This is a genomic window from Roseicyclus marinus (assembly GCF_036322625.1).
Taxonomy (GTDB): domain Bacteria; phylum Pseudomonadota; class Alphaproteobacteria; order Rhodobacterales; family Rhodobacteraceae; genus Roseicyclus; species Roseicyclus marinus_A.
On the sequence record NZ_AP027266.1, the window covers coordinates 3,134,449 to 3,159,739 of the forward strand.

General features: G+C 67.1%; 26 protein-coding genes. 13 read left to right on the plus strand and 13 right to left on the minus strand.

Annotation, left to right across the window (positions count from 1 at the left end):
* Positions 1-107: 107 nt before the first annotated feature.
* Together AABA51_RS15165 and phbB are read left to right on the plus strand one after the other, a co-directional pair.
* Positions 108-1,283 (plus strand): acetyl-CoA C-acetyltransferase, encoded by a 1,176-nt coding sequence (locus AABA51_RS15165; protein WP_338272892.1) that lies wholly within the window; start codon positions 108-110, stop codon positions 1,281-1,283.
* 134 nt (positions 1,284-1,417) lie between these two features.
* Positions 1,418-2,140, plus strand: a complete 723-nt coding sequence (phbB, locus tag AABA51_RS15170) for an acetoacetyl-CoA reductase (RefSeq protein ID WP_338272894.1) — start codon at positions 1,418-1,420, stop codon at positions 2,138-2,140.
* Between the two features lie 360 nt (positions 2,141-2,500).
* Here the strand turns inward: phbB and AABA51_RS15175 are convergent, their stop codons facing one another.
* From AABA51_RS15175 to AABA51_RS15185, 3 genes are all read right to left on the minus strand, one after another.
* On the minus strand, positions 2,501-2,665 hold the full coding sequence (locus AABA51_RS15175; RefSeq protein WP_338272896.1) for a YdcH family protein: 165 nt from the start codon (positions 2,663-2,665) through the stop codon (positions 2,501-2,503).
* 87 nt (positions 2,666-2,752) lie between these two features.
* Entirely contained in the window at positions 2,753-3,517 is a 765-nt protein-coding gene (locus tag AABA51_RS15180) for a tRNA1(Val) (adenine(37)-N6)-methyltransferase (RefSeq protein WP_338272897.1), read from the minus strand.
* The gene (locus AABA51_RS15185; protein ID WP_277828018.1) at positions 3,514-3,729 is read right to left on the minus strand and encodes a DUF2007 domain-containing protein; all 216 of its coding nucleotides are present in this window, start codon (positions 3,727-3,729) and stop codon (positions 3,514-3,516) included. Before AABA51_RS15185 ends, AABA51_RS15180 begins: the two co-directional genes overlap by 4 nt.
* Before the next feature lie 76 nt (positions 3,730-3,805).
* Here AABA51_RS15185 and AABA51_RS15190 point away from each other — a divergent pair, with 76 nt between their 5' ends.
* A complete protein-coding gene (locus AABA51_RS15190; RefSeq protein WP_338272900.1) occupies positions 3,806-4,807 on the plus strand; it encodes a polyprenyl synthetase family protein in 1,002 nt (333 codons plus the stop codon).
* On the opposite strand, the gene AABA51_RS15195 is transcribed toward AABA51_RS15190, so the two are convergent.
* The 3 genes from AABA51_RS15195 to AABA51_RS15205 form a co-directional block, all read right to left on the minus strand.
* Positions 4,800-5,642, minus strand: coding sequence for a 4-(cytidine 5'-diphospho)-2-C-methyl-D-erythritol kinase (locus AABA51_RS15195; protein WP_338272902.1), 843 nt, complete (start codon positions 5,640-5,642; stop codon positions 4,800-4,802). The genes AABA51_RS15190 and AABA51_RS15195 overlap by 8 nt on opposite strands.
* A complete protein-coding gene (locus AABA51_RS15200) occupies positions 5,639-7,348 on the minus strand; it encodes a tetratricopeptide repeat protein (protein ID WP_338272903.1) in 1,710 nt (569 codons plus the stop codon). The genes AABA51_RS15195 and AABA51_RS15200 overlap by 4 nt, the downstream gene beginning before the upstream one ends.
* Before the next feature lie 88 nt (positions 7,349-7,436).
* Positions 7,437-9,089: an electron transfer flavoprotein-ubiquinone oxidoreductase gene (locus tag AABA51_RS15205; protein WP_338272905.1), complete on the minus strand. Its 1,653-nt coding sequence runs from the start codon at positions 9,087-9,089 to the stop codon at positions 7,437-7,439.
* Between the two features lie 377 nt (positions 9,090-9,466).
* Here AABA51_RS15205 and AABA51_RS15210 point away from each other — a divergent pair, with 377 nt between their 5' ends.
* Positions 9,467-9,787, plus strand: a complete 321-nt coding sequence (locus AABA51_RS15210; RefSeq protein WP_338272907.1) for a hypothetical protein — start codon at positions 9,467-9,469, stop codon at positions 9,785-9,787.
* An 86-nt stretch (positions 9,788-9,873) separates the two neighbouring features.
* On the plus strand, positions 9,874-10,179 hold the full coding sequence (locus AABA51_RS15215) for a DUF2834 domain-containing protein (protein WP_338272909.1): 306 nt from the start codon (positions 9,874-9,876) through the stop codon (positions 10,177-10,179).
* Positions 10,180-10,259: 80 nt separating this feature from the next.
* On the opposite strand, the gene AABA51_RS15220 is transcribed toward AABA51_RS15215, so the two are convergent.
* The gene (locus AABA51_RS15220; RefSeq protein WP_338272910.1) at positions 10,260-11,234 is read right to left on the minus strand and encodes a quinone oxidoreductase family protein; all 975 of its coding nucleotides are present in this window, start codon (positions 11,232-11,234) and stop codon (positions 10,260-10,262) included.
* 122 nt (positions 11,235-11,356) lie between these two features.
* Between AABA51_RS15220 and lysA the strand changes: the two genes are divergently transcribed.
* Together lysA and AABA51_RS15230 are read left to right on the plus strand one after the other, a co-directional pair.
* Positions 11,357-12,622, plus strand: coding sequence for a diaminopimelate decarboxylase (lysA, locus tag AABA51_RS15225; protein WP_338272911.1), 1,266 nt, complete (start codon positions 11,357-11,359; stop codon positions 12,620-12,622).
* Between the two features lie 37 nt (positions 12,623-12,659).
* Positions 12,660-15,227 carry a TIGR02302 family protein gene (locus AABA51_RS15230; RefSeq protein ID WP_338272913.1) on the plus strand — a complete coding sequence of 856 codons (2,568 nt, stop codon included), beginning with the start codon at positions 12,660-12,662 and terminating at the stop codon, positions 15,225-15,227.
* Positions 15,228-15,234: 7 nt separating this feature from the next.
* Here AABA51_RS15230 and AABA51_RS15235 read toward each other — a convergent pair whose 3' ends face one another.
* The gene (locus AABA51_RS15235) at positions 15,235-16,134 is read right to left on the minus strand and encodes a zinc-ribbon domain-containing protein (RefSeq protein WP_338272914.1); all 900 of its coding nucleotides are present in this window, start codon (positions 16,132-16,134) and stop codon (positions 15,235-15,237) included.
* 194 nt (positions 16,135-16,328) lie between these two features.
* Between AABA51_RS15235 and AABA51_RS15240 the strand changes: the two genes are divergently transcribed.
* The 5 genes from AABA51_RS15240 to AABA51_RS15260 are packed head-to-tail and all read left to right on the plus strand — an operon-like array spanning position 16,329 to position 19,982.
* Positions 16,329-16,997: a cell division ATP-binding protein FtsE gene (locus tag AABA51_RS15240; RefSeq protein ID WP_338272915.1), complete on the plus strand. Its 669-nt coding sequence runs from the start codon at positions 16,329-16,331 to the stop codon at positions 16,995-16,997.
* Complete coding sequence (locus AABA51_RS15245; protein WP_338272917.1) at positions 16,994-17,896, plus strand: cell division protein FtsX; 903 nt, start codon at positions 16,994-16,996, stop codon at positions 17,894-17,896. Before AABA51_RS15240 ends, AABA51_RS15245 begins: the two co-directional genes overlap by 4 nt.
* Positions 17,893-18,618, plus strand: a complete 726-nt coding sequence (locus tag AABA51_RS15250) for a lysophospholipid acyltransferase family protein (protein ID WP_338272918.1) — start codon at positions 17,893-17,895, stop codon at positions 18,616-18,618. The genes AABA51_RS15245 and AABA51_RS15250 overlap by 4 nt, the downstream gene beginning before the upstream one ends.
* Positions 18,605-19,204, plus strand: a complete 600-nt coding sequence (locus AABA51_RS15255) for a pyridoxamine 5'-phosphate oxidase family protein (protein ID WP_338272920.1) — start codon at positions 18,605-18,607, stop codon at positions 19,202-19,204. Before AABA51_RS15250 ends, AABA51_RS15255 begins: the two co-directional genes overlap by 14 nt.
* Before the next feature lies 1 nt (position 19,205).
* Positions 19,206-19,982 carry a 23S rRNA (adenine(2030)-N(6))-methyltransferase RlmJ gene (locus AABA51_RS15260; protein WP_338272921.1) on the plus strand — a complete coding sequence of 259 codons (777 nt, stop codon included), beginning with the start codon at positions 19,206-19,208 and terminating at the stop codon, positions 19,980-19,982.
* Positions 19,983-20,106: 124 nt separating this feature from the next.
* Here AABA51_RS15260 and AABA51_RS15265 read toward each other — a convergent pair whose 3' ends face one another.
* From AABA51_RS15265 to AABA51_RS15285, 5 genes are all read right to left on the minus strand, one after another.
* Positions 20,107-20,652, minus strand: coding sequence for a CIA30 family protein (locus AABA51_RS15265; protein ID WP_338272924.1), 546 nt, complete (start codon positions 20,650-20,652; stop codon positions 20,107-20,109).
* On the minus strand, positions 20,649-21,611 hold the full coding sequence (locus AABA51_RS15270; protein WP_338272926.1) for an acetyl-CoA carboxylase carboxyltransferase subunit alpha: 963 nt from the start codon (positions 21,609-21,611) through the stop codon (positions 20,649-20,651). The genes AABA51_RS15265 and AABA51_RS15270 overlap by 4 nt, the downstream gene beginning before the upstream one ends.
* A 30-nt stretch (positions 21,612-21,641) precedes the next feature.
* The gene (locus AABA51_RS15275; RefSeq protein WP_338272928.1) at positions 21,642-22,130 is read right to left on the minus strand and encodes a hypothetical protein; all 489 of its coding nucleotides are present in this window, start codon (positions 22,128-22,130) and stop codon (positions 21,642-21,644) included.
* Between the two features lie 84 nt (positions 22,131-22,214).
* Positions 22,215-23,174, minus strand: coding sequence for an L-malyl-CoA/beta-methylmalyl-CoA lyase (locus AABA51_RS15280; RefSeq protein ID WP_338272930.1), 960 nt, complete (start codon positions 23,172-23,174; stop codon positions 22,215-22,217).
* A gap of 281 nt (positions 23,175-23,455) precedes the next feature.
* Entirely contained in the window at positions 23,456-24,625 is a 1,170-nt protein-coding gene (locus tag AABA51_RS15285; protein WP_338272932.1) for a MalY/PatB family protein, read from the minus strand.
* 140 nt (positions 24,626-24,765) lie between these two features.
* Between AABA51_RS15285 and def the strand changes: the two genes are divergently transcribed.
* Positions 24,766-25,290: a peptide deformylase gene (gene def / locus AABA51_RS15290; RefSeq protein ID WP_338272934.1), complete on the plus strand. Its 525-nt coding sequence runs from the start codon at positions 24,766-24,768 to the stop codon at positions 25,288-25,290.
* The last annotated feature ends 1 nt before the right edge of the window (position 25,291 follow it).

The following is a 25,291-nucleotide window of genomic DNA, read 5'->3' on the forward strand; positions in this document are numbered from 1 at the left end:
GATGTCCGTTGTATCTTGGGGCGCGCGGGGGTTACCACGGAGCCGGAGATGAACCGGCCCGGTCCCGGCATGCGGGGCAAAGGTGCCATCCACGAAAGGGACACCCCATGACCAATGTCGTCATCGCCTCGGCCGCACGCACGCCCGTCGGCAGTTTTCTAGGCTCCTTCGCCGGAACGCCCGCCCATGAGCTGGGCCGCGTCGTGATCGAGGCCGTGGTGGAACGCGCGGGCATCGACAAGGCCGACGTGTCGGAAACGATCCTGGGCCAGGTGCTGACGGCGGCGCAGGGGCAGAACCCGGCGCGCCAGGCGCATGTGAATGCGGGCCTGCCCAAGGAAGCGGCGGCCTGGGGCATCAACCAGGTCTGCGGATCGGGCCTGCGCGCGGTGGCGCTGGGCGCGCAGCACATCATGCTGGGCGATGCGGCCATCGTGGTCGCGGGCGGGCAGGAAAACATGTCGATGTCCCCCCATGCCGCGGCGCTGCGGCAGGGCCAGAAAATGGGCAACATGTCCTATATCGACACGATGATCCGCGACGGGCTGTGGGATGCGTTCAACGGCTACCACATGGGCCAGACCGCCGAGAACGTCGCCCAGCAGTGGCAGATCAGCCGCGAGATGCAGGATGAATTCGCCGTCGCGAGCCAGAACAAGGCCGAAGCCGCGCAAAAGGCCGGCCGCTTTGCCGACGAGATCGTGGGTGTCACCGTCAAGAGCCGCAAGGGCGATCTGATCGTGGACAGCGACGAATACATCCGCCACGGCGCGACGCTCGACAGCATGGCCAAGCTGCGCCCCGCCTTCACCAAGGACGGGTCGGTCACGGCGGGCAACGCGAGCGGGTTGAACGACGGCGCGGCGGCGACGCTGCTGATGTCGGCGGATGAGGCCGAGCGGCGCGGGATCGAACCGCTGGCGCGTATCGCCTCCTATGCCACCGCGGGGCTTGACCCGTCGATCATGGGCGTCGGCCCGATCTACGCGAGCCGCAAGGCGCTGGAAAAGGCGGGCTGGTCGGTCGGGGACCTCGACCTTGTCGAGGCGAACGAGGCTTTCGCCGCGCAGGCCTGTGCCGTGAACAAGGACATGGGCTGGGACCCGTCCATCGTGAACGTGAACGGGGGCGCCATCGCCATCGGCCATCCCATCGGCGCCTCGGGCTGCCGCGTTCTGAACACGCTCTTGTTCGAGATGAAGCGCCGCGGCGCGAAAAAGGGTCTTGCCACGCTGTGCATCGGCGGCGGCATGGGCGTTGCGCTCTGCGTCGAGCGCCCCTGAGATCCCGCGACAGGGCGCCTTCGGGCGCCCTTTTTCTTTGCGGCGCGTCACGATGGTATCGGTAACTTTGTTGCGCATCAGACGCGCTGCGCGTAACACCATTACCCAAGAGATACGCCAGACTGGAGGAACCCATGGCAAGAGTAGCGCTCGTCACCGGCGGCAGCCGCGGCATCGGAGAGGCCATTTCCAAGGCCCTGAAAGCGGAAGGCTACGAGGTCGCCGCCACCTATGCCGGCAATGACGAGAAGGCCGCCGCCTTCACCAAGGAAACCGGCATCAAGACCTACAAGTGGAACGTCGCCGATTACGACAGTTCCAAGGCCGGGATCGCGCAGGTCGAGGCCGATCTGGGCCCGATCGACGTGGTTGTCGCCAATGCGGGCATCACGCGCGACGCGATGTTCCACCGCATGACGCCCGAACAGTGGAAAGAGGTCGTCGACACCAACCTGACCGGCGTCTTCAACACGGTTCACCCCGTCTGGCCGGGCATGCGCGAGCGTCAGTTCGGGCGGGTCATCGTGATCTCGTCGATCAACGGCCAGAAGGGTCAGGCGGGCCAGGTGAACTATGCCGCGACCAAGGCGGGCGATCTGGGCATCGTCAAATCGCTGGCCCAGGAAGGCGCGAAATTCGGCATCACGGCCAATGCGATCTGCCCCGGCTATATCGCCACGGAAATGGTGATGGCGATCGACGAATCGGTGCGCGAAAAGATCATCAAGGGCATTCCCGCCGGTCGTCTGGGCGAGCCCGAGGAAATCGCGCGCTGCGTGGTGTTCCTCGCCTCCGAGAATTCGGGCTTCATCAACGGTTCGACGATTTCGGCCAACGGGGCGCAGTTCTTCGTCTGAGGCGCCGCATCAAAACGCGAAAGGCCGGGGATCTCCCCCGGCCTTTTTCATACGTGCCGATCCGGCGGAACGGTCAGTGCGCGCGCCGTGCGAACAGGCCAAAGACGCCGCGCCAGAAATAGGCGGCGCATTCCTGCCGGGCCGCGACGATCTGGGCGCGGATTGCCGGAGTGTGAGCGAAATTTTCCATCGAAGACATCCTTTCGGTCAGGGTTCTGTTCCCCCTTGAGCCGGAAATAGGTCAACGATGATGACCCGAGTAGCCACAAAAGCGGCAAGGCCGGGTTTCGCCGGATGCAAGGCTGAGGTCGGCAGCGGCCCCGCCCGGGCCAAGGCCCCGAGCGCGGCCTGTCCTGCCCGTCAGCTGTCCAGACGGGCGATTTCTTCCTTGAGGCGGAGCTTTTCCTTTTTCAGCTCGCGGATCGCCAGATCGTCGATGCCGGGACTGCGTTGCGCCTGTTCCACTTTCTCGGAGAGGTGTGCGTGTTTCTTCTTCAGTTCCTGCAGATGAGACCCAAGCGACATGGAGATCCTCCTCTCGTTGATGACGGTCGTATGACAAGTGCAACACGGAAGCCGAGTCGTGTCACGCAAAACAACCGACGGGATAGTTCAAATGCCCGGTATCGAAAGATCGAAGGGGATCGGGGCGGCCTGGCGCAGAACCGCCTCTGCCGTCGCGGTGAAATCGGGGTGATCGCCCGGATGGCTGGCCGCGTCATGCACCAGAAGGGGCGGCAGCAGCCGGAACGGCGTTTTCGCCCCCTTGCGCGCCCGGATCAGGACACGGTTTGCCGCGCGGCCCGGTCGGGGCTGGATCGGCAGGACGGTGACGGCCCCGAACCCGTCGCACAGCAACGACAGGCAGTCGGGCAGCCGTTCGGCCAGGTGGATCAGGGTCAGCCAGCCCTGCGGCTTGAGCCGCGCACGCGCCACCCCGATCCAGTCGGACAGGGGCGTTTCGGCGCGGTTCGCGGCCTCGCGCCCGGCATCCTGCGCGCCGGTTCCGTCGCCGGCGGTGAAATAGGGCGGGTTGGCCAGAACATGATCAAAGGACAGCTGGCGCAGCGCGGGCGGCAGGGCGGTCAGATCGGCCGTGACCACCTCCATCGTGACGCCTGCGGCCTCGGCATTCTTGCGGGCCAGATCGGCATAGGCCTCTTGCCGTTCCACCCCGACCAGCCGCAGCCCGCCCACCCGCGCGGCAAGGCAGAGCGCGGCGGTGCCCACCCCGCAGCCCAATTCCAGCACGCGCTCACCGGGCTGCGCCGGGCAAGCGGCGGCGAGGAATACGGGGTCGGTCGCGGCGCGATACCCGTCGCGCGGTTGCAGGATCTGCAGCCGCCCCCCCAGGAATGCATCGCGGGTCGTGATCACTCGGTCACCGGCAGATCATTGTCGCGCAGGACGGTGCGGGCGTGAAAGGCATCGGTGCGTTTCACCAGCAGGCGGCGCGGCAAAATGCCGATAGACCCCTCGAGCACGCTCATATGGACGTCGAGTTCGAACACCTCTATACCCTCGCCGGACAAAAGCGCCGAGGCAAAGGCGATCTCGGTCGGGTCGGTGCTGCGCATGATTTCAAGCATGTTCCCGATGTAGGCAGGCCCACCCGGCTTGTCGAGGCGGGAGGTTTGCGGCGGATCACGAGAAGGACGGGTGGCCATGAGCCTCGACACTGCTGCAACCCAGCCGCATGAACGGATGCAGGCCGCGCTGGCCGATGATCTGGAGGCGGTCAACCTGCTGATCCGCGACCGGATGGCATCGGAACATGCCCCCCGCATCCCCGAAGTGACCGCCCATCTGGTCGAGGCCGGCGGCAAGCGCGTGCGCCCGATGCTGACGCTCGCCGCCGCCCGCCTGTGCGGCTACGAGGGGGAGGCGCACCGCAAGCTCGCCGCAACGGTGGAATTCATCCATACCGCGACGCTTCTGCATGACGACGTGGTCGACGAGAGCCAGAAACGGCGCGGGCGGCCCACGGCCAACCTGCTCTGGGACAACAAATCCAGCGTTCTGGTGGGCGATTACCTCTTCGCGCGGTCGTTCCAGTTGATGGTCGAAACCGGGAACCTCCGGGTTCTGAACATCCTGTCCAACGCGGCAGCGGTGATCGCCGAGGGCGAGGTGCTGCAGCTGACGGCGGCGATGAACCTGTCCACAACCGAGGACATCTACCTGCAGGTGATCCGCGGCAAGACCGCCGCCCTGTTCCGCGCCGCCTGCGAGGTGGGCGGCGTGATCGCCGAACGGCCCGAGCCGATGATCGAAGGCTTGGCCACCTATGGCGACGGTCTGGGCATCGCCTTTCAGATGGCCGATGACCTGCTCGACTGGGGTGGCAGCAGCGGGGCCATCGGCAAGAACACCGGCGATGATTTCCGCGAGCGCAAGCTGACGCTGCCGGTAATCCGGGCCGTGGCGCGGGCCGATGCGACCGAACGCGCCTTCTGGGAACGGACGATCGAAAAGGGCGATCAGCGCGACGGCGATCTGGAACAGGCGATGGACTTGTTGCGCCGCCACGGCACGCTCGAGGAAACGCGCGCCGAAGCGATGGGTTGGTCCGCGCGCGCCCGCGATGCGCTGGCGGTTCTGCCCGACCATCCCCTGCGCGACATGATGGCCGATCTGGCCGATTACGTGGTCGCGCGCCTTACCTGACGCCCAGAACCGGCGCGGCCACGCTCCACCAATCGGGCTGATCGGCGGCGATGGCGGCGGCGGCATCGCGCGCCGGGAATTCCTCCGCGAATAGCGCGAAACAGGTCGCGCCCGACCCCGACATCCGCGCCAACAGGCAGCCGGGCCGCGCGTTCAGCCGGTCGATCACGCGCCCGATCTCGGGCTGGATGGCGCGGGCGGGCGGCTCCAGATCGTTCCGCGTCCGGCACAGCCAATCGACAAGCGCCACGGCATCGGGCCAGCCTTCTGCAGGCAGCTCCGGCAGGGGCGGGTTGTCGGCGCGCGCCAGCGCCTTGAACACCGATCCGGTCGGAACCTCGACGCCGGGATTGACCAGCACGATCCAGAGCGGCGGCAGATCCGGCAGGGGGGTGATCTCTTCCCCGATCCCGGCCATGCGCGCAGGAGCGCCAAAGGCACAAACCGGCACATCCGCCCCCAGCGACAGGATCGCTGCCGCATCGGGCATCGGTTGGGCCCAGAATTCCGCCAGCCCCCTGAGCGTCGTGGCCGCATCCGACGAACCGCCGCCGATCCCGCCCGCATGGGGCAGATGCTTGTCGAGCGTGATCGCCGCCCCCTGCCCCGGCGGGAACAATTCGGCCGCCTGCCAGATCAGGTTGCGCCGGTCGGTCGGCACGCCACCCGCGCGCGGCCCCGTGACCGTCAGCGACAGATCGGCCGAGGGCGCAAGCGTGATCGTGTCGCCGTGATCGGCAAAGACCACGATACTGTCGAGCAGGTGATAGCCATCGTCGCGGCGTCCGGTGACATGCAGCGCAAGATTGACCTTGGCGGGGGCCAGCAACCTCACTGCGTTTCGCCCACGCCGCCCTCTTCGACCAGCACGGCATCGAGCCCGATCTCGAGCTTGCGGCGGATGCGCAGGGCGTCGGTGTCCTCGGGGTCGAAACTGAGCGCGCGTTCCCATTGGAACCGCGCCTCGCGGCGGCGACCCACCATCCAGTAGACATCGCCCAGATGGTCATTGATGATCGGATCATTGGGCAAAAGCGCCACGGCGCGTTCCATCGGCGCCACGGCTTCGTCAAAGCGGCCAAGCCGGTACAGCACCCAGCCCAGGCTGTCGACGATATAGCCCGAATCCGGATCGCCCTCGACCGCGCGTTCGATCATGGAAAGCGCCTCGTCCAGGTTGCGGCGCTGTTCCACCAGCGAATAGCCCAGGTTGTTCAGCACCTGCGGCTGCTCGGGGTTCAGGACAAGGGCCTGCCGGAAATCGGCCTCCGAGGCGTCGAAATCATCCAGCGCCTCGTGGCAGATGCCGCGCGCAAAATAGAGAAACCAGTTGCGGCGCTGGGTGATGTCGACGGAATCGAGCGCCGCCGTATAGGCCGTGACCGCGTCGGCGCAGCGGTCGGTGCGGCGATAGGCATCGCCCAGCGCCGCCTGGACGGAGGCAAGCCCACCATGATCGGCAGCCAGGGCGCGCAGAACCTCGACCGCGTCATCGGGCCTGCCATCATCGAAAATGGCATCGGCGCGGCCAAGCTGCGCCTCGACATATTGCGGGTCGTCGCCCGGCACCTCGGCAAAGGCATCGGCGGCCAGCGCGTATTGCTGCGCCTCGCTCAACAGCTGGCCCGCCAGGATCAGCGCCTCGGTATGGGCGGGGTCGATGCCATGGGCGGCGCGGGTATAGAGCAGCGGCAGGGTGGTGGACCCGGCATCGCGCCCCATCGCCTGGGCGATGGAATAGAACACCTCCGCCAGACCTTCACGGGCGGTGGTGATGAAGCTGTAGGGCGGCGTGCCGACCTGCGACGCGATCCGCTCGCGCAGCGCGACAAGGCCGGGATCGGGCACGCTGTTGGTGAAGAAATCCAGCAATTCCAGCGCATCATCGGCGCGGTCAAGCTGCACCAGAACCTCGGCCCGCGCCCGCAGCGAGCGTTCGGTCACCGAAAGCGCGCCGAATTCATCACCCGAGAAAATCGCATCCGCCCCTTCGAAATCGCCCACGGCGGCGCGCGCAAGGGCCAGATGGGTCAGGGCGATATCGGCCAGCCCGTCATCGCGCGCGATCTCCTGAAAGGCGGCGGTGGCGCGGCGCATGTCCCCCTCGCCCAGCGCGATCCAGCCCAGCGCCAGCCCGTCGACGAATAGCCCCGCGCCCTGTCCGGCCTCGATCGCGGCACGGGCGGCGACAAGATCATTCTCGGCCAGGCGCTGCACCATGCGCACGAGATTGACCATGTCCGAGCTTTCCTCGGCCGGGTCGATCATGTCGGCGATGGTTTCGGCCCGCCCCCATTGGCCCAGCGCCGCATTGGCGAAAATCGCATTGCCGATCAGGAATGCATTGCCCGGATCAGCGGCCAGCGCGGTTTCGAAATAGACGGCGGCGGCGCGGTGATTGCCGTCCATGACAGCGGCCCGCGCGGCCAGGTAGGCCCCGGCCAATCCTTGGCCCGGCGCTTGGCCCTGCGCTTGGGCCGTGGCGGGGGAAAACGCGCCGAGGGCCGCCACGGCGGACAGGATCAGCAGGGGGCGGCGCATGGTTGGTCTCCTCCGGTTCGGGCAAAGACTAGGGCGCTGCAACCCCAAGGGCAATGCGCAGCACCTGCCCGACCGCGCGGTTTCGCGATCACATGTTCGGGTAGTTGGGCCCATCGCCCCCCTGCGGCACGGTCCAGTGGATGTTCTGCGACGGATCCTTGATGTCGCAGGTCTTGCAATGGACGCAGTTCTGGAAATTGACGACGAAGCGCGCCTCGGCCCCCTCGCCCACCACTTCGTAGACGCCAGCGGGGCAATAGCGCTGCGCGGGTTCGGCATATTCGGGCAGGTTCACGGAAATCGGGATGCTGGAATCCTTGAGCTGCAGATGCGGCGGCTGGTGTTCCTCGTGATTGGTCATCGAATAGCTGACATTGGTCAGACGGTCGAAACTCAGCACGCCATCGGGCTTGGGATAGTCGATGGGGGCATGGTCCTTGGCCTTGCCGGTGGCCGCGGCATCGGATTTGCCGTGTTTCATCGTGCCAAAGACGGACAGGCCCAACAGGCTGTTCGTCCACATGTCCATCCCGCCCAGAACGACACCGCCAACGAGCCCGTATTTCGACCAGAGCGGCTTGACGTTGCGCACCGGCTTGAGATCGCGGGCGATCGGGCCGTCCTTGCGCAGGAAATCGTCATAGGCCGTCAGCTCGTCGCTGGCACGCCCCGCCTTGATCGCGGCGGCGGCGGCCTCGGCCGCCTCGATCCCCGAGAGCATGGCGTTGTGGTTGCCCTTGATGCGCGGCACGTTCACGAGGCCCACACCGCAGCCAAGCACCGCGACACCGGGCGCCACGGCCTTGGGCATCGATTGCCAGCCCCCCTCGGAAATGGCGCGCGCGCCATAGGCGATGCGCTTTCCGCCCTTCAAGAGCTCGGCCACCATCGGGTGATGCTTGAAGCGCTGGAATTCCATGTAGGGATAGAGGTGCGGGTTCTCGTAGTTCAGATGGACCACGAACCCGACATAGACCTGATTGTTTTCAAGGTGATAGATAAAGGACCCGCCGCCCGCATTGCTGCCCAGGGGCCAGCCCATCGTGTGCATCACCGTGCCTTCGCGGTGCTTTTCGGGGTCGATTTCCCAGATTTCCTTCATGCCGAGGCCGAATTTCTGGGGGCAGCTGTCTTTCTGGAGATCGTATTTCGCCAGAACTTCCTTGGTCAGCGAGCCGCGCACGCCTTCGGCCAGCAGCACGTATTTGCCGCGCAGCTCCATCCCCGGTTCATAGGCATCGCCCGGCGTGCCATCGGGGTTCTTGCCGAACTCGCCCGCGACCACGCCCGCAACCTCGCCCTTCTCGCCATAGACGATCTGGGAACAGGACATGCCGGGGAAGATCTCGACCCCCAGGTCCTCGGCCTGCTGGGCCATCCAGCGGCAGACATTGCCCATGGACACGATGTAATTGCCGTGGTTGTTCATCAGCCCCGGCATCAGCTTGTTGGGCAGGCGGATGCCGCCCCCCTCGCCCAGCACGTAGAACTTGTCCTCGCGCACGGGCACGGTGATCGGCGCGCCGCGTTTCTTCCAGTCGGGGATCAGCCGGTTCAACCCCACCGGGTCGAGCACCGCCCCCGACAGGATATGCGCCCCCACCTCGGACCCCTTTTCCAGAACGACGACATTGAGATCGGCGTCGATCTGCTTGAGGCGGATCGCGGCGGACAGGCCCGCGGGGCCTGCGCCCACGATGACCACGTCATATTCCATGCTTTCACGGGTCGGTTCGGACATGATGGCTCCCCTGGCTTTCCGGCGGACCGCTTGGGCGGCTTTTCGCGCAACATTGTTTCGTGCCTGCGTAGGCAAGTGCAAGGCGCGGGTCAATCGTGACGCGGCATCACGGTGTCGCAGGAGGATCGGACCCGACAGGCCCGATGCAGGCCCCCCACCCCGGCACGGGGATCACGCCCGTGCAAAATCCTTTGCGCGATGCGCCAGCTGATGCAAACTGATCGCGGATCATCGCAGGCCGCAGAACGGCGACGGATCGCGCCTTGGCTTTTCCCGCATCCGGGCCGCCGCGATCCCGGACGGGATCGTGCAAAACGCGATATCCATATGCGCGTGATGCTTTCGCATTCGCCGACCCTGGACAAAGGAGTGCCGGAATGTCGAAGCTTTTGAACCTCACCGCCACGGCGGCGGCGCTGGCGATGCTGGCAGGCTGCGTCGAAACCCCAGGCCCGGCCCGGATGCCCGCGGCCCCTGCTGGCAACGCCCCTGAAGAGGCGGGGCGCGCGGCCTGCCTCAGGGATGTGCGCGCCGTGACCGCCAACCCCGAGGCCGTGGTGCTCGGCTCCAGCTTCTCCGAAGCGGGCACCGAGGTGATCATCGGCGTCGGCCCGACGCAGGCCCGCTGGCGCTGCATCGCCTACCGCGATGGCACCACGGCCGATATCATGTCGCTGACCGACGAAGGCTATCTCTGACCGCGGTTGCCCGAGCGGAAGATGTGGCAGCGCGGCGGCGCATGACCTAGGTAGGTCACAAGGCACAGCCGCTGCGGAGATCCATCATGCGCTACGTCTATCTCATCCTCGTCATCGTCGGCGCGATCCTGCCCTGGACGTATTTCTACGCGTGGTTTTCCGAACATGGCTGGGCGCTCGGGCCGATGATCGACGCCTGGTGGGTGAACGACGCCACCAGCGCGCTCGTCTATGACCTGACCATCGCCGCCGTCGCGCTGACGCTCTGGGCCCTGGTCGAGGTGGTGCGCGGCGACCGGTGGTTCCTGCTCGTCATCCCTGCGACCTTCGGGATCGGGGTGAGCTGCGGCCTGCCGCTTGCGCTGTTCCTCAAGGCGCGGCGCGAGGGGTGAGGGTGGGCAATCTGCCCACCCTGTAAATGCCCGAACCTCAAGGTGGGCAGATTGCCCACCCTACGGGTCAGACCACCCCGTCACGGGATCAGGACCGTCTGCCCCGTCGTCTTGCGCCCTTCGAGCGCGCGATGCGCCTCGGCCACGTCGGCCAAGGGATAGCGCTGCTCGATCGTGATCTTCACCTCCCCCGACGCGACCTTGTCGAACAGCTGCCGCGCCATCGCCTGGCAGGTGTCATGCTCCGCGATATGCGTGAACAAGGTCGGCCTCGTGATCTTGAGCGACCCCTTGGCCCCGAGCGTGGCTAGGTTGAAGGGCGGCACCGGGCCCGAGGCATTGCCAAAGGAAATCATCATCCCCAGGGGCCTCAGACAATCCAGCGACCCCTCGAACGTATCCTTGCCCACGGCATCCATCACCACATCCACACCCTTGCCGCCCGTCAGGTCGCGCACCTGCGCCACCCAATCCGCATCGCGGTAGTTGATGCAGGCATCCGCCCCGTGATCGAGCGCCAGCTGGCATTTCTCGGGCGAACCCGCCGTGCCGATCAGCCGGATGCCCATGGATTTCGCCCATTGGCAGGCAATCAGGCCCACACCCCCCGCCGCCGCATGGAACAGGACCGTATCGCCCTTGGCCAGCGGCGTGGTGCGATGGAACAGGTAGACCACCGTCATGCCCTTGAGCATCATCGCCGCCCCTTCCTCGAAGGAAATGGCGTCGGGCAGCGGGCAGACCTGCGCGGCCTTCATCACGCGGGCCTCGCAATAGGCACCGGGCGGGGCCGAGGCATAGGCGGCCCGATCCCCCACCTTCAGATGCGTCACACCCTCGCCCACGGCTTCGACGACGCCCGCGCCCTCCATCCCCATCGCATGGGGGAATTGCAGCGGGTACAGCCCCGTGCGCTGGTAGACATCGATGAAATTCAGCCCGCAGGCATGGTGACGGATGCGGATCTCGCCCGGTCCGGGCGCGCCCACCTCGCGGTCCACGATCTTGTAGGCGTCCGGTCCGCCCGGTTCTTCGATGATGACGGTCTTGGCCATGTGCCATCTCCCCTGTTTCCCGGCGCGGAGCCTAGCGGGCCTGCGCGCGGCGCGCCACGCCTCTTTGATCGCGGCGCGGCCCGTGCTACCTGCCGCGCGGAACCGGCCAAGGGGCGCGTGCAATGGACCATTTTCTTTACCGCAACGGCATCCTCCATGCCGAGGACGTGCCCCTGCCGCAGATCGCAGAGCAGGTCGGCACACCCTTCTACGTCTATTCCTGCGCGACCCTGACGCGCCACTACCGCCTCTTCGAAGAGGCGCTGGCGGGCCTCGACCACCTTGTCTGCTTCGCAATGAAGTCGAATTCCAACCAGGCCGTGATCGCCCATCTGGCGGGTCTGGGCGCGGGCATGGACGTGGTCTCGGGCGGCGAATACCTGCGCGCCAAGGCGGCGGGCGTTCCGGGCGAGCGGATCGTCTTTTCCGGCGTCGGCAAGACGCGGGACGAAATGCACATGGCGCTGACGGGCGGCATCCGGCAATTCAACGTCGAAAGCGAACCCGAATTGCTGGCCCTGTCCGAGGTTGCAAGCGCCCTTGGCGTCACCGCCCCCATCACGGTCCGGGTCAACCCCGATGTCGATGCCAAGACGCATGAGAAAATCGCCACCGGCAAATCCGAGAACAAGTTCGGCATCCCGATCGCCAAGGCGCCCGCCGTCTATGCCATGGCCGCAAAACTGCCGGGGATCGAGGTCGTGGGCATCGATGTCCATATCGGCAGCCAGCTGACCGATCTGGAACCCTTCCGGCTGGCCTATGAAAAGGTCCGCGACCTGACCCTGCACCTCCGGGCCGAAGGGCATGACATCCGCCGCCTCGATCTGGGCGGGGGCCTTGGCATCCCCTACGAGCGCAACAACAGCGCACCGCCCCTGCCCACCGAATACGGCGCGCTCATCCGCGATGTGTTCCAGGACCTGGATGTCGAGGTCGAAATCGAACCGGGCCGGCTGATCTCGGGCAATGCCGGGCTGCTCGTCTCCTCCGTCATCTACGTGAAAGAGGGGGAAGGGCGCGATTTTCTGATCCTCGATGCCGCGATGAACGATCTGGTGCGGCCCGCGATGTATGGCGCTTGGCACGATATCGTGCCCGTCGTCGAACCCGCGCCGGGGCAGGACCAGCGCCCCTATGACGTGGTCGGCCCCGTCTGCGAGACCGGCGACACCTTCGCCAAGCAGCGGCAGATGCCGCCCGTATCCCCCGGCGATCTGGTCGCCTTTCGCAGCGCGGGGGCCTATGGCGCGGTCATGGCCAGCGAATACAACACGCGCCCCCTGATCCCCGAGGTTCTGGTGAAAGACGATCACATGGCCGTCATTCGCGCGCGGCCCACATTTGACGAGATCATAAACCGGGATACAGTTCCCTCATGGGTGTAAGCCCGTGGGGGCGCATCCCGCGCCCGCGAAAGGGATCATGACCGAACCCCAAGCCACCGAAAAGGTGCTGTCGCGCCTGATCTGGCCCCTGCGTCTGACGCGGGCGGGGATGGTGGCCGAACGCGTCACGCGCGCCTTCTGGCCGGTCTGGTCGGTGATGTTCGTGACCGTCGCGGCCTTTGCCTTCGGGATCGCGGGGCGGATGGGCCAGACCACGCTTTGGGCGGGGCTGGGTCTTGTCGGTCTCATCTTGGCCCTGCTGATCGCGCGCGCAGTGATGCGCTTTCGCATGCCGAGCCGCGCCGAAGCGATGGACAGGCTCGACCGCACCCTGCCCGGCCGCCCGCTATCCGCCCTCCTGGACCACCCCGCCATGGGCGCCGGCGACCCGGCCACGCAATCGGTCTGGGCCGCGCATCTGCGCCGCATGGCCGACCGCGCCGCGACCGCCCGCGCGCCCGAACCCGACCTGCGCCTGTCGCGGCAGGACCCCTTTGCCCTGCGCTATGTCGCCGCCACCGCGCTGGCCATGGCGCTTTTGTTCGGGACAATGGACCGCGTGGGCGAGATGGGCGAGGCGGTCAGCTTCGGCACCGGCCCTGCCATCGCCTCGGGCCCCAGCTGGGAAGGCTGGGTGGAACCCCCCGTCTATACCGGTCTGCCCTCCCTCTATCTGAACGAGATCTTTGCCGAGGGTTTCGAAACGCCCGTGGGCTCGCGCATCACCTTCCGCAGCTATGGCGAAGAGGGCAGCGTTTCGATCACCACCGATGTCGGCCCCCTGCCCAGCGATGCCGCCGATAGCTACGCGCAATCCGTGACCGTCGAACGCTCGGGCGATTTCACCGTGAACGGCCCGATGGGGCGCAGCTGGTCCATCTCCGTCCTCCCCGATCAGGCCCCCGCCGTGGCACTTGACGGCGAGGTGGAGGGCGAGCCGCCCGGCCAGATGCAATTCAGCTTCACCGCGACCGATGATTACGGCGTCACCTCCGGCACCGCGACGATCCGGCTTGATGCCTCTGCCGCCGACAGGCGGTTTGGCCTCGGCGTCGAACCCGAACCGCGCGAGGCGCTGGTGCTCGACCTGCCCATGCCCTTCCGCGGCAGCCGCAGCGAATTCACCGAGGTCGTGCTCGAGGATCTGTCCCAGCACCCGTTCGCCAACCTGCCCGTCACGATGACCCTGACCGTCACCGATGCGGCGGGCCAGATCGGCACCATCGCCCATGACGTGCCGCGCCTGCCGGGGCGGCGGTTTTTCGACCCTCTCGCCAATGCCGTGATCGAGATGCGGCGCGATCTGTTGTGGTCGCGCGAAAACGCCCCCCGCGCCGCCCAGATCCTGCGCGCGCTGACGCAATCGCCCGAACCGGGGCTGGATCAGGGCGTCTACCTGCAATTGCGCAGCGCGATCCGCCGCCTCGAAGCCGCGCCTGACATGATCTCCACCGACACCCGCGACCAGGTGGCCGAAATCCTGTGGAACGCCGCGATGGAGCTGGAGGTGGGCGATCTCGACGACGCGCTCGAACGCCTCCGGCAGGCGCAGGAACGCCTGTCCGAGGCGATGCGCCAGGGTGCCAGCGACGAGGAAATCGCCCAGCTGATGGACGAGTTGCGGCAGGCGATGGACGATTACATGCAGCAGCTCGCCGAAAACGCCCAACCCGGCGAAGACCGCCCCGACGACGGCGGCGAGCGCATGGAAATGTCCATGTCCGACCTCGAAGAGATGATGCGCCGCATCGAGGAATTGATGCAGGAAGGCCGCATGGCCGAAGCCCAAGAGATGCTGAACGCCCTCCAGCAGATGCTCGAGAACATGGAAATGGTCCAGGGCGGCGAGGGCGGCGACGGCCCCCGCACCCCCGGCGAACAGGCGATGGAAGGGCTGCAGGACACGCTGCGCGACCAGCAGCAGCTGTCGGACGACGCCTTCCGCGAATTGCAGGACCGCCTGAACCCGGGCCGCCCGCAGCAGGGCCAGCCTCAGGGACAGGGCCAGCCCGGTCAGGAAACCCCCGAGGGGCAGGCGGAAAACGGCCAGCAACCCGGCACCCAGCAGGAGCCGGGCACAGGACAGGGCGGCGAAAACGGCGAGGGCATGACGCTCGCCGAGCGGCAAGAGGCGTTGCGCCGGATGCTCGAACAGCAGCAGGGCGGCCTTCCCGGCTCGGGCACCGAAGCGGGCGATGAGGCGTTGCGCCGTCTCGATGACGCCGCCCGCGCCATGGAAGAGGCCGAGGGCCTGCTCGAACAGGACGATCTGGCCGGCGCGCTCGACGCCCAATCCGAAGCGTTGGAGGCGCTGCGCGAAGGGATGACCGAACTGGGCCGCGCGCTGGCGCAGGACCAGGCCGGCGAGGACCCGGGCCAGGGCCTGGCCGATGGCAACATGGCCCCCGACCGCCCGCTCCAGGACCCGCTTGGCCGTCAGGCCGGCAATTCCGGTGCTTTCGGCTCGGACGAGGCGATGGCCGACCGCGAAGAAGCCTTCCGCCGCTCGCGCGAATTGCTCGATGAATTGCGCCGCCGCTCCGCCGAACAGGAACGCCCCGAACTCGAACGCGATTACCTGCGCCGCCTGCTCGACCAGTTCTGACCCGGGATCAGCCGCCCGGACCGTCCGCGGCCAGCCCCCGCGCAAGATCGTCCAGCCAGAACCGCGCGCCATCCACCGCCGCGACATAGGCCTCCATCGCAGGGGCAAGCTGGGGCAGGGTCGCCACCAAGCTGTCGGCATTCACATAGGCCGCCACACCCCCCGCCGCGATGGCCAGGACCAGCAAGAACCCGATCCGCGTCCCCCGCCGACGGCGCGGCAGCGTGTCCAGCGTATCGACATCGCTGGCATCGGCATCATGGCGGGACCGGTCGCCGGTATCGCGCAGGGTCGAATTGATCTCTTCGATATCCGGGAACAGGTCGCGCGCCGAAACGGGCGCCGAAGCCCCCGCCACGGCGGGCGACATGTCGAACGCATCGGGGGCGGCATCGAGCTCGGCACGCTGTTTTGCGCGCGACGCATCCTCGGGGCCTTCCTCCAGCGACATCTCGGACTGGGTTTCCACCGGGTCCGCCTCGGCCCGGCGCAAACGCGCCTCGCGCTCGGCCTCCGCTTCCAGGATGCTGCGCAACTCGGGGTCAAGGCTCCGGCGGCGCGGCGCATTTGCCCCGGCCTCGATCCCCGGCGCAACCTCGGCCTCGGGCGCGCACTCGGGCGCGGCTTCGGCTGTCCCCTCCGGCTCCGGCCCGCCCGCCGGCGCTTGTGGCGCGGCGGCATCGACCGAAGGCGCAGGGGGCGGCGCACCCGCACCCGGCGGCCTGCGCGGCTGCACCGTGGCGGCCTTTGCCCCCTCCCCCGATGCGACGGGGGGCGGCTCCACCCGGCGGCCCGGTTGAAACCACGTGGTCGAGCAATTGGAACATTGCACATCCCGCCCCTCGGGCGGGATCATGCTGTCGGCGACCTCGTAGCGGGCGCTGCAATTGGGACAGGTCAGCCGCATCCGTTCACCGTCACATCCTCAGAAACCGGCACGATCAGCCCAAGATACGGGCAAGCCACCATGCATTCATCACAGATGTTGTAGCAATCGCCTCGGGCCTTTCCAAGGGTTTCAACCGGCCCGATTGCAACCGCGCCCCATCCGTTGCAAGACAGGGCGTCGGGTTGCTTGAAGAGGTACCATCCGTGATCCAGATGCAGGACGCAGCCTTCGGCTACGGACGCGACCCGATCCTGTCCGCCGTCAGCCTCCGGTTGGCACCGGGGTCGTTCCATTTCCTGACCGGCCCGTCCGGCGCGGGCAAGACCACGTTTCTCAAACTGTGCTACGGCGAATTGGTGGCCACCTCGGGCGCGGTCGCGATCTTCGGGCAGGATGCAGGCGCGCTCGACCGCGACCGGATCGCCCAGATGCGCGAACGGATCGGCGTGGTGCATCAGGATTGCGAATTCCTCGACCATTTGCCGATCCGCGACAACATCGCCCTGCCGCTGACGGTCTCGGGGCGCGACGGCCCGGCGCAGGATGCCAATCTCGACGAGCTGATCGCCTGGGTGGGCCTGTCGGCCCGCGCCCATGCGCGCCCCCCCGAATTGTCCGGCGGCGAACGCCAACGCGCCGCGCTTGCCCGCGCCATCATCATGGACCCCGACCTGATCCTTGCCGATGAACCCACGGGCAACGTGGATTGGGACATGTCGCTGCGCCTGCTGCAATTGTTGTGCGAATTGAACAAGATGGGCAAAACCGTGCTGATCGCCACCCATGACATGGCGCTGATCCGCGCCGCCAAGGCACAGGTCCAGGCCCGCGTGCTGCGGCTTGCGGGCGGTCGCATCAATGCTGCGGGGGCCGACCTGTGAACCTGTCGCTCTACCTTCTGGACCTGTTGCGCGGGGAAACGCAGGCCGACCGCGTCGTGCCCCGCACCGGCCAGGCGACCCGCCTCACACTGGCCGTCGCCGGCGCGATGGCCTTTCTCGCCGTCTTCGCAATGGCCCTCTCGCTCGCCTCCGGGCGTCTGGCCGACCGCTGGTCCGAGGCGCTGGCCCAAAGCTCCACCATCCGCCTCTCCGCCCCCGCCGCCGAGATCGACGTGCAGACATGGGCCGTCCTGAGCGTGCTCGAACAGACCCCCGGCGTCGACAGCGCCCGCGCCCTGTCCGATGACGAACAGCGCGCGCTGCTCGAACCCTGGTTCGGCCCCGATCTGCCCATCGCCGACCTGCCCGTCCCGCGCCTGATCGAGATCATCGAAACCCCCGAAGGCTACGATTCCACCGGCCTGCGCCAAAGACTGGCCGCCGAGGCGCCGGGCGCCGTGCTCGACGACCACACCCGCTGGCGTCGTCCGCTGGTCGAGGCGGCCGATCGCCTGCGCTTTCTGGGCTGGCTGTCGATGGGGCTGATCCTTGCCTCCACGGCGGCGATGATCACGCTGGCCGCCCAGGCCGCGCTCGCCTCCAACAGCCAGGTGATCCGCGTCATGCGCCTTGTGGGCGCGCGCGATGCCTATATCGCCCGCGCCTTCGTCCGCCGCTTCACCCGCCATGCGGTCACGGGCGCGGCCGTGGGCGCGCTCCTGGGCATGATCGCCGTGGCCCTCCTGCCGCGCGCCGCCGAGGAAGGCGCCTTTCTCACCGGGCTGGGCTTTCGCGGCGCGGGCTGGCTCCTGCCGCTTCTCATCCCGCTTCTGGCGGGGTTCACCGCGTTCTGGGCGACGCGCATCGCCGCGTTCCGCACGCTGGGAGGTCTGAGATGATCCAATGGCTTCGATCGCTGCTCTTCATCGGGCAGATGTATGTCGCGATGCTGGTCTTCGCGCTCCTGTTCTTCCCCTGGGCGCTGATCTCGCCCGCCGGCGCGCATGCGGCCTGCCATGCCTATAGCCGCTGGGTGTTCCGGACCTTGGGCTGGATGACGGGCCTCCGGACCGAGGTGCGCGGCACCCCCCCCACGGGCGAGGTGATGATCGCCGCCAAGCACCAGAGCTTTCTCGACATCATGATGATCTACAACGCCGTCCCGCGCGGCAAATTCATCATGAAGCGCGAGCTGATGTTCGCCCCCCTTCTGGGCCAATACGCGCTCCGCATCGGCTCCGTGCCGGTCAACCGGGGCAAACGCGGGGCCGCCATCGCCAAGATGCTGGCCGATGTGAAATCCGGCAAGCAACAGGGCGGCCAGCTGATCATCTATTCGCAGGGCACCCGCGTCGCGCCCGGCGTCAAGGCCCCCTACAAGGTGGGCACCTTCGCCCTCTACGAACAACTGGGCCAGCCCTGCGTGCCGGTGGCCACCAATGTCGGCGTCTTCTGGCCGCGCCACGGCATCTTGCGCAAACCGGGCCTGGCCGTGGTCGAGTTCCTGCCACAGATCCCGCCGGGCCTCGACCGCGACAGCTTCATGTCCCGGCTCGAGACCGAGGTGGAAACCGCCTCCGACCGGCTGATGGCAGAGGCGGGCTTCCATGCGCATCCTTGAGGATATCGCAGCCCTCGACGCGCTCTACGACGCGCCCGTGCCCGCCTCGCTCACAAAGGTCACGGATCGCCTGACGCCGCTCTACCGGCGCTGGATCGAAACCTCCCGCTTCTGCATCCTGTCGAGCGTCGGCCCGGATGGCACCGATGCCAGCCCCCGCGGCGATGACGGCCCGGTGGTGCGCATCGCGGATGACAAGACCCTCCTCCTGCCCGATTGGCGCGGCAACAACCGCCTCGATACCCTGCGCAACATCCTGCGCGACGGGCGGGTGTCGCTCCTCTTCCTTGTGCCCGGCTCCACGACCGTGGTCCGCGTCAACGGACAGGCCGTCCTGACCGCCGACCCCGAGGTGACGACAACCTTCGAACAGCGCGGCAAACACCCCAGGGTGGTGATCGTCCTCACCGCGACCGAGGTCTATTTCCAATGCGCCAAGGCGGTGATGCGCGCGGGCCTCTGGTCGCGCGACGACAGCGCGGGCCTGCCCACGGCGGGCCAGTTCATCGCCGAACAGGACCCGGCCTTCGACGCAGACCCCTATGACCGGACCTACCCGGACGAAGCCCCGAAACGGATGTGGTAAGATGCTCTCCTACCAACACGCCTATCACGCCGGAAACCTCGCCGATGTGCACAAGCACGCGGCGCTGGCCATTGCCCTCGACCGCATGGTGCAAAAGGACAAGCCGCTCTCCTATTTCGAAACCCATGCGGGCCGGGGCCTCTATCATCTCGACAGCGCCGAGGCGCTGAAAACCGGCGAGGCGGCGCAGGGCATCGCGCGCGCCGCCCCGTGGTTTGTCCCCGATCACCCCTATGCCCGGGCGCTGGCCCAGATCCGGCAGACCCATGGCGACACCGCCTATCCCGGCTCCCCCCTCATCGCCGCGGCCCTCCTCCGCCCCTTCGACAGCATGACGCTCGCCGAATTGCACCCGGCCGAAAACGCCGCCCTCCGCGCCGCCCTGCCCGACCGCTACACCCAGGTCGTCCAGGAAGACGGCGCCGCCATGGTCCTCTCGCGCACCCCGCCCGACCCGCGCCGGGGCTTCTTGCTGATCGACCCCAGCTACGAGGTGAAAACCGATTACGACCGCATCCCCGACCTGGTCGCCAAACTGCACCGCAAATGGAACGTGGGCGTGATCATGCTCTGGTATCCGATCCTCACTTCCGGCCTGCAACTCCCCATGGTCCGCAGCCTGCGCGCAACCTTCCCCGAAGCGCTCTCGCACGAGGTCCGCTTCCCCCCGGCCCGCCCCGGCCACGGCATGACCGGCTCGGGGCTCTTCGTGGTGAACCCGCCCTTCGGTCTCGCGGAGGAAACCACACGCCTCACCCCGTTCTTCGCCGCGCTCTGAGCTTCATCTTGGCCGAAAAACTCTCGGGGGATCGAAGGGGGCAGACAGCCCCCTTCGCGGGGGAGCGCGAGGGGGCAGCGCCCCCTCGCCCCGGTCGACGCGCAAGGCGCGGCGAAACCGGGGATCAGAAAACGCCGAACCCCGCCAACGACACATCCGCCTCATGGTCGCGCCCATAGGCGACCAGCCCCAGCGACCGCACCTCTGCAGGTCGCAGCCCCCCCGCCATCATCCGCCCCGAGGGCGCGAAACCCGCAAGCGGCAGGGTGACATCGGCCCAATCCGGCCCGGTCTCGAACCCCTGTTGATGATACTGCCACGGCAGGGCGGTGCGGGTCGTGCGCAGATGGATGAAATAGCGCTCGCCATTGCCCCGCACCCGCAGGCGCAGACCCCTCGCCGCCTCCGGCAACCCCTCCGGCAGCTCTGTGCGCGCCTGGATGAACCCGCCGCGATTCTCGGTCGAGACAGTGCCGCTCAGCCGCAGCACAGTTCCCTCCAGCCGCGCCTGCCCGCGCGACACGCCGCCCATCACGCTGTCGCCCAGGTAGCGCCAGTCGACAGCATCCGCCGGGATCCACGCATCGGCCATCACGAATATCCCTTGCCCCGCAACAGGTCGCGCCAAGAGACAAGCCGCCGCCGCGATCACCGCGCGGCGGGCGATCACGCAGCCAGACCCTTGGACCCCATATCCAGGTATTTGCGCCGCCGCGCCTTGACCAGCGCCGCACGCCCCGGCGTGCCGATCTCGCCCAGCATCGCCGCGATGGCATCGCCCACGGCGGACAGGCTCGCGCCGGGGTCGCGCTGCGCACCGCCCATGGGCTCGGGGATCACCCGGTCGCAGACACCGAGCTTCAGCAGATCCTGCGCGGTCAGCCTCAGCGCCTCGGCCGCCTCGCGCATCTTCTCCGCATCCTTCCACAGGATCGAGGCGCAGCCCTCGGGCGAGATCACCGAATAGACCGAATGTTCCAGCATCGCGAGCCGATCCGCGGTGGCAAAGGCCACGGCCCCCCCCGATCCGCCCTCGCCGATGATGACCGACACAAGCGGCACACCGATGGTCAGGCAGGCCTCGGTCGACCGCGCGATTGCCTCGGATTGGCCGCGCTCCTCCGCTCCCTTGCCGGGATAGGCGCCGGGCGTGTCGACCAGCGTCACGACGGGCAGGCCGAACCGGTCGGCCATCTCCATCAGGCGCACGGCCTTGCGATAGCCCTCGGGCCGCGCCATGCCGAAATTGCGCTCGATCCGCGTCTTGGTGTCATGGCCCTTCTCGTGGCCGATCACCATCACGGGCGTATCGCGGAACCGCGCCAGCCCGCCCATCACCGCATGGTCATCGGCGAAATTCCGGTCACCGGCCAGCGGCGTGTATTCGGTGAACAGCGCCTTGATGTAATCGCGGCAATGCGGCCGGTCAGGGTGGCGCGCGACCTGGCATTTCCGCCAGGGCGACAGGTCCTTGTAAAGATCGCGCAGCATGTCGGCGGCCTTGCGGTCCAGCGCGGCGGCCTCGGCCTCCACGTCCATTTCCGCGTTGCGCCGTGCCAGCGCGCGCAATTCCTCGGCCTTGCCCTCGATCTCGGCAAGCGGTTTCTCGAAGTCGAGATAGGTGGTCATCCGGCCGCCCCATATGGTCGCTCTGGGCGCCTATATGACCTTGCCGCGCGCCCATTGCAACCAAGCCCGACAGGCGGGGACCGGGCCTGCCCCCTCCCGCAAACGGGCCAGCCGCGACACTGCGACCGGGCAGACGATGAAAGCAGGGGCGCGCGGCAGATCAGCCTCCACCCCGCCAGCGGCGCGGGGGGCGGCGCCGCCGATGCAAGGCGTCCCGACATCAGCCCGGGCCAGCGCCGGACGGGCGCACAAGCCGCGCCTGCCATCGGCCCTTGCGATCCGCGCCCCGACCCAGCCAACGCCCTCCGCCAACCCCAGACGCACCGCATCAGGGATCCGCCCGATGCCGCCGATCTGCCAGCGCATGACAAGCGCAACGGCCAGACACCCGACAAGGCCAGGCCAGCCGAAATCGGCCCCGGCAAGCGCGACAGGAACCGTGGGCATCTCCACGATCAAAATCGCCATAAGCGCAACCGCGCCCAGGCAACCCAGCGCCAGACCAGGATCGAACCGCATCGAAGGCCCCCGTTGATCATCACGGGACCAGTCTCGCGCGAAAGGTTTAAGGCGACGCTAACGCCGCCGCGAAAGACGGGCGGATCAGCCCGCCGCGATCATCTCGGCCTGTTTCACGATCACCTCGGCCTGCTTGATCGAGGCGATATCGACAAGCCGCCCCTTGTAGACGGTTGCCCCCTGCCCGCTCGCCTTGGCCTCTTCCATCGCCGCCAGGATCTCGCGCGCTTCCGTCACAGCCGCCTCCGACGGGGTGAAGACCGAATTGGACAGCGCCACCTGCTTGGGATGGATCGCCCATTTGCCCACCATGCCCAGCGTGGCCGACCGCCGCGCCTGCGCCAGGAACCCCTCGTCATCCGAGAAATCGCCAAAGGGTCCGTCGACCGGCAGCACACCATGGGTGCGGCAGGCTGCGACAATGGCGGCCTGCGCCCAATGCCACGGATCGGACCAGTAATTCTGGCCCGCGCGATGCATGTAATAATTGTCCTGCGTGCCGCCGATGCCGGTCGTCTGCATCCCCATCGAAGCCGCGAAATCGGCCGCGCCAAGGCTCATCGCTTGCAAGCGGGGGCTCGCCGCCGCGATCTCCTCGACATGGCTGATGCCCGCGGCGCTTTCGATGATGACCTCGAAGGCGATCCGCTTCTTGCGGCCCGTCGCCGCCTCGATCGAACTGACCAGCGCATCCACCGCGTAGATATCGGCGGCGCAGCCGACCTTGGGGATCATGATCTGGTCCAGCCGCTCGCTCGCCTGTTCCATCAGATCGACAACGTCGCGGTACCAATAGGGGCTGTCGAGCCCGTTGATCCGCACGCTCAGCGTCTTCTTGCCCCAATCCACGTCGCCGATGGCCGCGATCACGTTCTTGCGCGCCTCCGCCTTGTCATCGGGTGCGACGGAATCCTCGAGGTCGAGGTTGATCACATCAGCCGCGCTCGCCGCCATCTTCTCGAAGATCGCCGGGCGCGAGCCGGGCCCGAAGAGCTGGCAGCGGTTCGGGCGGGCGACGGGCGGCGGTTGCAGACGGAAGCTCATGATCAGGCACCTTGCGCAAGGAAGTTTCGTTTATGCTGCGCCGATCGATATGATATTGCGCCGCAGCATGCAAGCGCCGCGCTGCGGCGTAATGCCCCCCACCCTCCGTCCAATTCCGTAGGGTCGCCTTCAGGCGCACCACCCCCTGGCTACAACCGATGGTTACCAAACCCCCAACACCCCCTTGGCAACGTCAACATCCCGTCAACATCTGCCCGGTTTCGTCAGGACTTCCTTAACCTTCGCCCCGCCTCGTCAACATTCCGCTAACCCTGTCCGGGCTATTGCAGGTCCCCGAACGCCCGCTGCATCCGCGCCACCGCATCCTCCACCACGCTGCGCGGCGCCGCGATGTTGAAGCGCAGGAAACTGTCTCCACCCTTGCCGAATGTCGGCCCGTGGTTCGTGGCGATCTTCGCCTCCTGCTCCACCCGCGCGGTGAATTCCTCCCGCGTCATGCCGGTGCCGGAAAAATCGACCCAAGCCAGGTAGGTGGATTGCAGGGGCATCGACCTCAGCCCCGGAATGGCATTGATCCCCGCATCGAAAACCCGCGCGTTTTCAGCTAGATAGGCACAAAGATCATCGACCCATGCCGCCCCCTCGGGCGAATAGGCCGCCGTGATCATGTGCAGGCCAAAGGAATTGGGCGACAGGCCCAAGGCCAGCATCCGCGCCCCGAACCGCGCCCGCAGGCCCTCGTCCGCGATGATCACGTTGCCCACATGCGCGCCCGCGATGTTGAAGGTCTTGGTCCCCGCCGTCATCATGATCAGCCGATCCGCGATCCCCTCGATCCGCGCCATGGGAACATGCGCCAGACCGGGCATCAAAAGGTCGGCATGGATCTCGTCCGACACGATCAACAAATCATGCCGCTTGGCAAATTCCGCCACGGATTCAAGCTCTTGCCTTGTCCAGACCCGCCCGCCGGGATTGTGCGGCGAACACAGGATCAGCATCTTTTCATGCCCCTGCATCTGCGCATCCCAGGCGTCGAAATCGAGCACGTATTGCCCCTCGACGATGGGCATTTCGCATTGCACCAGGTCGCGGTTCGAGGCGCGGATGACCTTGGCGAAAGCGTGATAGATCGGCGTGAACAGCACGATCCCGTCGCCCTCTTTCGTGAAGGCGTCAAGACACATCGCCGTCCCGTTCACCAGGCCATGGGTCGAAAAGATCCACTCCGGCTCGACCGTCCAGCCATGCCGGTTCTGCATCCACCAAATGATCGCGCCCTTGTAGGCGCTGTCATCGCCGAAATAGCCGTAGATCCCGTGATCGAGCATCGCCTGAAGCGCATCCTGCACGCAGGCGGGCGGGCGGAATTCCATGTCGGCCACCCACATCGAGATCCCGTCCTGCGGCGAGACACCATAGAGCGTCTCCATCATGTCCCATTTCACGCAATGGCTGCCACGGCGGTCGATGATCTCGTCAAAGGACATTGGGGTTTGGCTCCGTCTGGGTTGCGAACCGCGCCACGCTACCGCCTGAGGCGGCAGGCGCAAGCCCTGCCCGCCTTGGGTGTGACGACCCTGGACCGCGCTTATTGCGGGGCGGGCGCGCTTGGCCTAAATGAACGGCCATGAAACGCCCGATCCTGATCCATCCCGACCCAAGGCTGAAAAAGGTGGCGCCCGCCATCCCCGACCTGTCGGACGATCTGCGCCAGCTTGCCGATGACATGCTCGAAACCATGTATGCCGCGCCCGGCATCGGCCTTGCCGCGCCGCAGATCGGCGTGGACGCCCGCGTCATCGTTCTGGATTGCGTCAAGGGCGAGGGAGAGGCCCCGCGCCCCATCGCGATGTTCAACCCCGAGATCGTGGCGGAATCCGACGCGCTGAACGTCTACGAGGAAGGCTGCCTGTCGATCCCCGACCAATATGCCGATGTCGAACGCCCCGCCGAGGTGACGGTGCGCTGGATCGACCGCGACGGCAAGGAACGGCAGGAGGATTTCGACGGCCTTTGGGCCACCTGCGTCCAGCACGAGATCGACCACCTGAACGGCATTCTCTTCATCGATTACCTCAAGCCGCTCAAGCGCCAGCTGATCACCCGCAAGATGGTCAAGCTGAAGAAGGACCGCGCGCGGGAAAAGGCGTGAC

Coding starts and splice junctions, on each gene's coding strand:
- AABA51_RS15165 (WP_338272892.1), top strand. CDS start 108: ATGACCAATGTCGTCATCGCCTCGGCCGCACGCACGCCCGTCGGCAGT.
- phbB (WP_338272894.1), top strand. CDS start 1,418: ATGGCAAGAGTAGCGCTCGTCACCGGCGGCAGCCGCGGCATCGGAGAG.
- AABA51_RS15175 (WP_338272896.1), bottom strand. CDS start 2,665: ATGTCGCTTGGGTCTCATCTGCAGGAACTGAAGAAGAAACACGCACAC.
- AABA51_RS15185 (WP_277828018.1), bottom strand. CDS start 3,729: ATGCTTGAAATCATGCGCAGCACCGACCCGACCGAGATCGCCTTTGCC.
- AABA51_RS15190 (WP_338272900.1), top strand. CDS start 3,806: ATGAGCCTCGACACTGCTGCAACCCAGCCGCATGAACGGATGCAGGCC.
- AABA51_RS15200 (WP_338272903.1), bottom strand. CDS start 7,348: ATGCGCCGCCCCCTGCTGATCCTGTCCGCCGTGGCGGCCCTCGGCGCG.
- AABA51_RS15205 (WP_338272905.1), bottom strand. CDS start 9,089: ATGTCCGAACCGACCCGTGAAAGCATGGAATATGACGTGGTCATCGTG.
- AABA51_RS15210 (WP_338272907.1), top strand. CDS start 9,467: ATGTCGAAGCTTTTGAACCTCACCGCCACGGCGGCGGCGCTGGCGATG.
- AABA51_RS15215 (WP_338272909.1), top strand. CDS start 9,874: ATGCGCTACGTCTATCTCATCCTCGTCATCGTCGGCGCGATCCTGCCC.
- AABA51_RS15220 (WP_338272910.1), bottom strand. CDS start 11,234: ATGGCCAAGACCGTCATCATCGAAGAACCGGGCGGACCGGACGCCTAC.
- lysA (WP_338272911.1), top strand. CDS start 11,357: ATGGACCATTTTCTTTACCGCAACGGCATCCTCCATGCCGAGGACGTG.
- AABA51_RS15230 (WP_338272913.1), top strand. CDS start 12,660: ATGACCGAACCCCAAGCCACCGAAAAGGTGCTGTCGCGCCTGATCTGG.
- AABA51_RS15235 (WP_338272914.1), bottom strand. CDS start 16,134: ATGCGGCTGACCTGTCCCAATTGCAGCGCCCGCTACGAGGTCGCCGAC.
- AABA51_RS15240 (WP_338272915.1), top strand. CDS start 16,329: ATGCAGGACGCAGCCTTCGGCTACGGACGCGACCCGATCCTGTCCGCC.
- AABA51_RS15250 (WP_338272918.1), top strand. CDS start 17,893: ATGATCCAATGGCTTCGATCGCTGCTCTTCATCGGGCAGATGTATGTC.
- AABA51_RS15255 (WP_338272920.1), top strand. CDS start 18,605: ATGCGCATCCTTGAGGATATCGCAGCCCTCGACGCGCTCTACGACGCG.
- AABA51_RS15260 (WP_338272921.1), top strand. CDS start 19,206: ATGCTCTCCTACCAACACGCCTATCACGCCGGAAACCTCGCCGATGTG.
- AABA51_RS15270 (WP_338272926.1), bottom strand. CDS start 21,611: ATGACCACCTATCTCGACTTCGAGAAACCGCTTGCCGAGATCGAGGGC.
- AABA51_RS15275 (WP_338272928.1), bottom strand. CDS start 22,130: ATGCGGTTCGATCCTGGTCTGGCGCTGGGTTGCCTGGGCGCGGTTGCG.
- AABA51_RS15280 (WP_338272930.1), bottom strand. CDS start 23,174: ATGAGCTTCCGTCTGCAACCGCCGCCCGTCGCCCGCCCGAACCGCTGC.
- AABA51_RS15285 (WP_338272932.1), bottom strand. CDS start 24,625: ATGTCCTTTGACGAGATCATCGACCGCCGTGGCAGCCATTGCGTGAAA.
- def (WP_338272934.1), top strand. CDS start 24,766: ATGAAACGCCCGATCCTGATCCATCCCGACCCAAGGCTGAAAAAGGTG.